Raw genomic sequence first — 10,358 nt, forward strand, 5'->3', positions numbered from 1 at the left:
ATGTATATCAACAAGCATCTAATAGCATTTGTATTTACACTGTTTTCATTGTTCGCTTTCAGCCAGCAGGAAGAAACTTTAGGAGATAAAAAACAGGGGGATCTACTCAGCGGAAAGCCAAAGCTGCAAGTAACAGACTCTAAAATTAACGACATCAACAAGCAAAATGTCTTTACTTCTGTAAACCCGGGAGTATCCATTCATTTTGGTTTTGCCGATGAGCCGACAAACAGCGCCGCTTTTGCAAGTGTGTATTACAGCCAGGTGGTATTAACGGTGATTCCGCTTGATAAAAACGGAAACCCGATTACTACTTATAAGGACAAGACCGGAGCGGTAAAAACGTTCCAGAATTCTTTGACCTTAAAGATCAAACACGATTATGCTACCAAAGAAAAGAAATTTGACGATTACGTCGTATACCGCTTACCGGGCGTTCATAAAGCAGAGGTCATCGTAGAATCGATCAAATATTTTGACGCCGACGGTACCACCGAAATCAATATCACCAATGCTCCGGCCTACCTGGAGCTGAAGTTCAATACCGAACGTTATTACAACATGCAATTGAGCAATACACAGTTTACCTCTGTGCTTCCGCTTACGCACCAATTTGTAAAATACAATTCGACAAGAGGAACAGTGGTTTCTAAAGTAAGTGATGGTGCAGATGAGTTAATCATCAACTGGACCAAAGATGCCGTTGCCCCTGCAGTAGAATATGAACTGGAATGGACGTGGATTGACAACTACAAAAAAGACGGCAGTAAATTAATGCCGTCTGAAATTGCCTTAACCGAACAGGATTTCAAACAAAACAGTACCCGAATCCAGACCAAAGAACTGGGGTACAGAATTCCGTTGGTCTACTCAAACGGTTACCTGGTATACAGGGTAAGACCTGTTGGACGCTTTCTGGATAATATTGCTAAAAACTATTACGGAATGTGGTCTTCGGGTTTGACCGACACCTTTACAAACATAAGTGATTGGAAGAACATGGTCGAAATAGACCAGCCACACGAATTGGGTAAAAAGAACTGGCAATACCAGGCTTCTTTTGCCGAAGACGGAAAAAAGAAAGAGATCGTAAGTTATTTTGACGGAAGCTTACGTAACCGTCAGACCGTAACCAAAACCAATACAGAAGGAAAAGAACTTTCCGGTGGACAATTAGTAGACACTCAGGGAAAAGCAATTGTTGGAGAGGTAATCTACGACACACAGGGAAGACCAGCTGTAGAGATACTGCCGGCACCTGTCAATTCATCCGGGATCCATTATTACAATGACCTGAATAAAAACATGGGGAACACAATTTATTCCCACAATGACTTCGACTGGGATAACCCGAGTGTCACCGACTGTACTCCGGTACCGGCTTCCAAAATGTCCAATGCCAATGGTGCTGGTAACTATTATTCAGAGAATAATGCTGTTACTAGTAATTTTCAGGATTTGGTTCCAAATGCCAACGGATATCCGTTCTCTCAGGTAGAATATACACCTGATAATACAGGAAGAATCAAAAGAAAAGGAGGCGTAGGATTAGACCACCAGATCGGAAGCGGTCATGAAATGTTATATTTCTACGGTCAGCCAAAACAGGAAGAACTAAACCGTCTTTTTGGATACAAAGTAGGTGATTTCAAACGTTACAAAAAGAATATTGTAATCGACCCGAACAGCCAGGCCAGCGTGAGTTATCTGGATCCGCAGGGAAGAACAGTAGCAACTGCCCTTATTGGAGACAACAAAGGAAATCTGGTGTCATTAGACGATGAAACCAAAGACAGTCTGCATCTGATCACTACTACCAATTTATTATCGAACAACGATAAATATTCTTCAGGTGTTGCCGGTATAGAAGAAGACGGAATCCGATTAAACGTTCCTGTTTCTGTGGTGAAAGAAGGTGAAACTACATTTGCCTACACCCTAACCAAAACAGTGGGTTCTTATACCGATTTATGCCTGACCGGAAAACAATATCCGTTTGTGTATGACTGGTCTATGGGTATGAAAAACGACTGTGCTGACGAATTACTTGTAGGAGCTGATCCGTTGCGTGCAAAATTCGGAACAGAGAGTGTAAGTACTTTTGCCCCGGTTGCCCTGACGATTGCAAAAAGAGAATACAAAGGCTTAAATAATGGTCAGTTCTTAAAAGTCGGAACCTATCCTTTAAGCAAAGATCTTAGAGTAGATCATGATGTTTTAAACAGATATGCCAATGATTATATCGCCCAATTGGTACTCGATAAAAAATGTCTTCCGGACTATTCGGGATTAGAACCAGATATTAAAGAGGAAGATTGTAACGTAACCTGCAAAAGCTGTGAAGAATCACTGGTATGTGAAAATCTTACCAAGGAGCAATGTGATGCTTTTAAACTGAAACTTTCAACTGATCCTTCTTCTCTTGGAAAAACAAGCGAAAGAGAATCGTATATTGTGGATGCCGAAAAACAATACATTCTTAAAAACTTAAATGCCGAATTTGCTATAAGCACTATTAAATATAATGGATCACAGTATGCTGATTCAAACACTAATTCTACCATTACCCAAACTCAGATCACGACTAAAGCAAACGCCTTTAAACTTGAATTCAGAAGTTTATTGTCAGGCTGTCGTGAATTATGTGCACAACCGGTGAATGTGTGTAATCTTAACCTGCAAAATTTATTAGGGGATGTGAGTCCGCACGGGCAATACGGTTCCGTAGAAGGTTTGGAATCTGAAGATGATGAAATAAATGATCCAGCAAAAAGCAAAATAACAGACCCGTTAAGTATCTTCAACGATCAGAACCAATTTTTATATGGTGGTTACACAACCGCTATGGATACCGTTCCGGATACGAAGGAAGTGGTAGAAATTAAAGTTTCCAATTACAACTGGAGAAAACCTGTTGGAGGTCATTACAGAGATGGAGAAGACGAAACCATATCTAAGATCCGTGTAAAATTAGTGGGAGAAAACCTGTATAGTCCGGAATTGGTAGATGCTGCTGTTGTCACAGAAGCAGACCGTGATCCTGACAGTGACGATCCGGATGTGTTTTTAGTAGAGCCGCAATACCTGCGCTATGTGGCCGATTTTGTACCCTCATGGAGACCGGACTGGGCCAATGCCTTATTGCCGTACCACCCTGAATATCAATATTATGTTTACAACAAAGCCATATGTGAAAAATTCAATACTATTGGAGATAACTCAGATGGATTTGATGAAAAAATAAGAGACATCAATTACTACGACAGTGAAAATAATATCGTTAAAGACAATAGCATCTTTACACCGACAGGAATAATCAATTCACTGTTAACAAAAGTTGATGTTGTAAATGATAATAGCGATCCATATTATATTTCTAAAAACAATTTAGAATCCGAGGACGATTTTATACTTCGCAAAGATTTAATGAGAGAAGCCTTAACAACCAATTTTGATGGTATTGTGATGAGCAACGGAAAGAGACTGAACATGCTACAGGCTTCTTATTACTTTGCCGTTTACACGAATGGAATTGCTCCGGAATCCGTATATGAAGACTTCGTAAACCTGAGTCAGGATCAGTTACTGAACAAGATTAACACCACCCTTACTGATCCAATCAAGGAACAGGTTTGGAGTAATTTCAAAACGAATTATATTGCTTTAAAACAAAAAACAAGAACTGTTTTTGCTCATATTTTTGCAAGTAAAAATAACAATTACAATGATTGCATCGGTAATCCTGAAAGCTCGGATACCTTTGTTACGTTGTTTAAAAAATATACAACCGTTGGAAACCCGAATAATAATTTCGTAAGACTTACGAAATTAATAGACACCATTTCTGATCAACCCGCTAAACCTGCAGGCAGTGACGGAATTGAATGGGCTTGTTCCGAAGAAACTTCTGCTTTGTACAAAACCAAAGAAAAAAGATTTGTACCTGCCGATTACGGATATGACTCTGCCCTTTCTGATGCACAGGCTATCGCAGACATTAAAGCAAGCACGGAAGCTGCGATGTTTATGGAAACCGGAAAATGTCCAATGGCATTTGAAATGGAGTATTTCCTTCAGGGATTAGTAGACCCTAAAATTCAAAGTCAGGGACTATTGATCAATGGTTTCAAAACGACCAGCATGCCGTATCTGAGTAAAAACTTATTCAATGCGCAGGTTAACCCAACCTTTAATTTACAGACTGCTTCTGAAACTCCGAAAATAAAAGCTTTCGAAGATGCTTCGGGCACTTTAAACATTGGTTTTACCTATTTAGGAAACGATATTGCAACACCAATCGAATTGCGTTTTACCAACAACACCTCCGACTATCACGATGCCTGTGGAAACAGCGTAAATGCACCAAGATGGCAGGATATCGTTGGATTCAAAACGGTATATTACATCCCGGGATCTTATGATAATGTAGACAAAACCTACAGGTTCCAGATTATCGCCCTTGTAAAAAGAAGCGGAAGCAGTACCAACTGTAAATCTCCGGAAGAAGTAATTATTGAAGGTACTACTAAAGCAAACGTTGGAGAATGTTCTTATTTAGCCACAGCACCTTGTGATAAAAAAGAAAAATTTGATGACTCCTTTAGAAAATTAGTACTTCATCTTCAGTCAGCAGGAACAATCAGAAATGCCAGTGTAGATATTACGAAAAATCCTGTTTTTACAGATGGTTATTTGTATACGTACTTAGGCGTTAAGGAAAATGATGTGGTAACCTGGAGAAATACTTCAGAAGGTATTTCCCTTTTTGTCAATGACGACAAACGTGTTGCGCTTAATACAGGAAGCTACACTTTAGGAACGGACCGTATTACCGGTATTTCAATCGGAAATTTACAGGGTGGTTACAACCTGGTTAGAATCACAACCCGAAGAGGTCTTTTGTTTTCAAGCAGACAAGTAACGGGACGAATCACTTCCGGAAATACGAACAGACCACTTTATTTAACCTGTTGTTCGCCTTGTGGGGAATGGGATTATAATGGAGACGGTTTAGGTGACGCTTGTGGCGGTGGTGGAAATTGTGGTACTATAGATACCGATGGTGACGGAATTTTTGATAATTGCGACAACTGTGTAAACACACCCAACCCAAATCAGGAACCTTGTAACAACTATACACCTGTTGTGTCTTGTAATGTGGTTGCTGCTGAGGAATTGGCGTATGAAACAAATGTAAAAAATATATTAAACGACTTCTTAATCTCAAGAAACCACGAGATTAATGCTGAAGGGGATTTCTACAAAGCAGGAAGCGTATCAAGCAACAGTTTGGTGAATACTTTTGTGAGAGATTCTAAATTAGTATCGCATTTCCAAAAAGAAAGAACCCGATATACGGAGAACAATTTCCGTCCGGTCGTGATCGATAAATATTCTATTATTGCAGAGAACACTTTGGTAAGCATCACGTTTGATGAAAATTCCGGTTCGGTGTACAACAAGAATTTCATCAACTTTTATGATATCAATTTAAAAAATGCCCGACGTATCAACTACATAGACGTGACAAGTGATTTATCTTTTGTCATTAATTTTGTAGACAGTCAGAACAGAACCATCACACAAAAAGGGGGTAAAATTTCGCATTACACCTTTACGAAAATAACAAGTTCAGAAGCCAAAGCTCCTGCCGTAGCCTTCTGTCCTTTTGTGTCGGAAACCTATCCGCCTAAAACCACGAGTAAAAAAGCAGACAGTTCAGACGATTTATATGTTACTATTTCTAAAGACGGAGAAGTAGAATTCCAAAATAACAAAATGGCGTTATCGTCAAAAACAGGAAGAAGCAAAGCCGTTCAGTCCATTGAAGCGGAAGTTCCGACTTTCAAATGTTCCGATGTATGTATTACCAGTGTAGTTGCTCCTGTAGTGTGCGGTGACAAGTGGCGTACCTTCGCCTCGGTGATCAGCATGCAGGTTCCGGATTATAAATTAACGGAAAACATGGATATCAATCCTAAATATTTCTGTGAAGCAAACTTTGGCTATATCAGTACCGATTATTTACAGTACCTGGCCAAAATGGAAATTACGAGTGTTAAAAATCCATTGTTTGTAACCATCAGTGAATTTGGTTCTACTAAATTAAGATACGGAAATACAGCAACAAGTGCTGTTATCAATGAATACTACACGTATATCGAAGGACAAAAAGTAAATCCTACTGAAGAATCATTAGTTTGGATGCAGTTTGCAGACCGCTATGTGGTTGCCAATAAAATTTGTGCACCAGCTGTAATGGTTCCGACTTTTAGCCTGGAAATTCCGGATGAAACCATCACCAAAACACCATGTGAACTATACGCGGCTTCTGTAAAAGCAGCCAATAAACAAGAAATTGAAGCAGCTTTCTTTGCCAACAAAAAAGAAGAATTCAAAGAAAACTATCTTGCTGCTGCCTTAGAGGGCGTAACAGAAACACTGACTCAGACTGCTGCAGATAAAGAATACCAATATACATTATACTATTACGATCAGGCCGGAAATCTAACACAGACCGTTCCACCTGAAGGAGTAGACCGATTAAAACCAACCTCAGATGAGGCGATAAAAGATGTCAGAGCCAACAGTCCGGAAAAAACAGATACCGCCCTTGTCAATGGCGTAGCAGTTGCTCCGGAACATAAACTGCAGACGCAATACCGTTATAATTCCTTAAACCAGCTGGTATGGCAAAAAACGCCGGACGGAGGAGAAACCCGATTTGCATACGATGCTTTGGGGAGAATTATAGCTTCTCAAAATGCCAACCAGATCAAAACAAGACCTCTTTTCAGCTACACCCGCTATGACGGATTAGGCCGAATCATGGAAGCCGGTCAGTTTGAAGTGAAAGCCGGTGTTACGCTTACGATTAATGAAAACGGAAGACTGGTATTCGGAAATACAACCGATTTAGTTCCTGTTGATGCGGTTTCAGATGCATTCCCATATAACCAGGGAGCAAGTTTTGAGCAGATTACCAAAACGTTGTATGACGTTCCTGTAGAAAATACGAGCAATTGGTTTACCGCTTATGCTGCTGATAACAATCATAAAAGAGTGACGGCGGTGCTTTATTATAACAAACTGGCTGCAGAAGTAACCGAAATAAAAGCATACGATAAATATGATAATGCCATATTATACGATTATGATGTGCACGGAAACGTAAAAGAATTAATCCACCACACCAACAACAATACAGAACTGACTACTTTAGGTCTGGACCGTAAAAAAGTGGTGTATGATTATGATTTGATTAGTGGAAATGTAAATCAGGTAACGTATCAGCCAAATAAAGAACAGGACCAGTTCATACACCGTTATGAATATGATGCTGACAACAGAATCAAACAAGTATACACGAGTAAAGACAATGTGGTCTGGGAAAAAGAAGCCAACTATTTGTACTACGAACATGGTCCGTTGGCCCGTGTGGAAATCGGAGATAAAAATGTACAGGGCTTAGATTATATTTATACGCTGCAAGGCTGGTTAAAAGGAGTAAACTCTGAAAGACTGGGTTCAGGATATGATGCCGGTAAAGACGGATTAAGTGTGGCCAAAGATGCTTTTGGTTTTGCCCTGAATTATTATAAGGGAGATTACAAATCAAGATTTGGTACGCCTGACAATACTATTTTTAGTTACAGCAAAGCGGAAAAACTGGAAGGGACTTCGAACCTGTACAATGGAAACATCAAAGAAATGATCACTTCCTTGTCAGGCACAAATAACGAACCTATTCCAACGCAGTTTAATTATTACAAATACGATCAGCTGAACCGTATCAAGAACATGGATTCCAAAGCAATTGCCTATACAGGTGGTCTGTCCGGGTCTCCTGTAAACGGGTTTAAAAGTGATTACAAATACGACAGAAACGGTAACATTACCTATCTGAACAGCTGGGCACCTTTAGCCAACGGAGCGTTAAACACAACCCAAATGGATCAGCTTACGTATAATTACCTTGCCGGCACCAACAAACTGGACCATGTTACCGATGTGGTTCCGAATAATGCCTTTACCAATTTCATTGATAAACCGGATGATACGTCATTTGATATCGATAGCCAAAGTGCGAAAAATTACGAATACGATGAAATCGGTCAGTTAATCAAAGATGCCAAAGAAAATCTGGACGAAATAAAATGGCGTGTGGACGGTAAAGTAGCCTCTGTTACCAAAAGCAAAGGACTTTCAGATCAGGTCATTATCAGTTTCGAATACGATGGTCTAGGAAACAGAACTGCCAAAACCGTAAGCAGCGGTACAACTGCTACTACCACCTATTACGAACGTGATGCTCAGGGAAATACACTGAGTACGTACGAAATGGTAAAAGAAGGAGCCGTTACCAAATACTATCTGGTTGAACAGGATATTTATGGCAGCAGCCGTTTAGGAGTCGAAAAAGGAAAAAGAGAAATCACAAAAGATGTTTCTTCGGCCCTTAAAAATTCTAACGTAATCACTGCAGATGCTAAAAATGCTGTCATAGCACAAGTGGCTGCCGATATAAAAGCAAAATCGGGATTAGGATTTACCTTAAATGTTGGATCAGCCCATTGGCCAATAGACGCGAAGAATGCGATAAATTTATTTGAAAATAAAACAGCCCAAACAGAATCGGTATCCATAAGTTCACACTTTAAAATCGACGCTGCTAATGCTGCTAGTAAAGACGCCATAACCACTATAGCTGCACTCCACGGATCTTCTATTGAGGGAGGAGACAATTTCCCCGGTGATAATACATTTGGGTACAGAAGTTCGATTGTAGTAAGTGTCAAAAAAGACGGTACTGGATATACACCGGTCATTTCGTTAATCAAATACCGTCGTAACCATAACAAATACAAAAAAGTAATCAAACTGAAGAAGCGTACCCGTTTCTCTTTCAGGAATTATGAAACTTTGACAGAATACACCATGAAACCAATCGAAAGAGCCGAAGATCAGGGTATTTCGATTCCGGAAAAAGAATGGGATTTCAAAGCCGATATTAAATTGAACAATGCGACATCAAATTACGATATCGTACTGAACATTAATGGGAATATCTATACGACAGTTGCCAAAACAAGCCAGCCATTAACCGGGCAGGAAAATGTAGGATTTGACAATGGTGATTCGGGGCTTAAAATCAAGATACCGGCCAATACGCTTGGTAAAGCTGCTATTGAATTTCAACCGGGTGTAATACAAAATTATCCGGCCACTATCTCACAGATTTGTGACTTTACCTACAGTATCAATAACGGAGAAGATCCGGAGGACATCAAAGTAAATAAATTTGAACTGGATGAAGGAACAGGTACGACAGCACTATCTGATGCTAAGATTCCTATGACCTTTTTACCAAACCCTCTAATTTCAGGCGTTAGTTTTGAAAAAACGTATTGCGGGAATCCGGATGAAGATACAGACGGAGATGGTTATATAAATACAGAAGACAACTGTCCTTTTACCTTCAATCCGAAACAGGAAGATGAAGATAAAGATGGTGTAGGTGATATTTGTGACAACTGTAAAAAAACGATTAACAAAGATCAGTTAGATGCTGATAACGATGGTGTTGGTGATGCCTGTGATAATTGTAAATTAAAACCTAACTTTGACCAGGTGGATACCGACAAAGATGGTTATGGTGATGTTTGTGACAATTGCAGAATAAAACCAAATCCGGGACAGGAAGACAGCAATGCTAATGGTATTGGAGATGCCTGTGAAGGTGAGGATCAGGGAGAAGGAAGCGACACCGTTGCCGGAACGCCGCTTACCTCCTACCGTTTTGTTGGAGATAAAAATTATGAGTTATCCAACCATTTAGGAAACGTATTAAGTGTTATTACCGATAGAAAACTTGTGCGTACGAGTAGTGAACCAATTCAGGTAGCCCTTGATAATTTTGATTTTACAGGATGGGCAACTATTAGAGCCAACAGCAATTGGAATACCACATACAGTCAGGCCGTTGCTACCAATACGGATAGAGCAGTTATTACTGCTGATGGCCCGAGTAAAGGAGTATCTTATGCTATGAGCACCACCGCGGGCAAAAAGTATACCATCTCGTATGATTTAGATTTGATGGCAACACCTGAAATAACGGTTAAAGCAGCGGATTTGTCAAGTCCGGGTCCAATAATTAAAAAAACAGATAATACTTCTGGCAGACAAAGTGTAACATTCACTGCGACGTCTAGTGTTACTGTAATCGAATGGTTACGTACCAGAGCAAAAGACAATATAATTGATAAATTTGCTATAGACAATGTGGCTACGAGTGTAGAATCAATACCAAATACAGTTGCTTTTACAGCCTTTGTACCGGACGTATTGAGTTACTC

The 10,358-nt window shown here is 39.8% G+C and carries 1 protein-coding gene; it reads left to right on the top strand.

What is annotated here, in order from left to right; genetic code table 11:
• Positions 1-10,358, top strand: a 10,358-nt coding sequence (locus tag LPB89_RS18605) for a thrombospondin type 3 repeat-containing protein (protein WP_230703174.1), incomplete at its 3' end; no start/stop codon positions are given.

The organism is Flavobacterium sp. ENC, assembly GCF_020991415.1.
In the GTDB taxonomy this organism is placed as follows: Bacteria; Bacteroidota; Bacteroidia; order Flavobacteriales; family Flavobacteriaceae; genus Flavobacterium.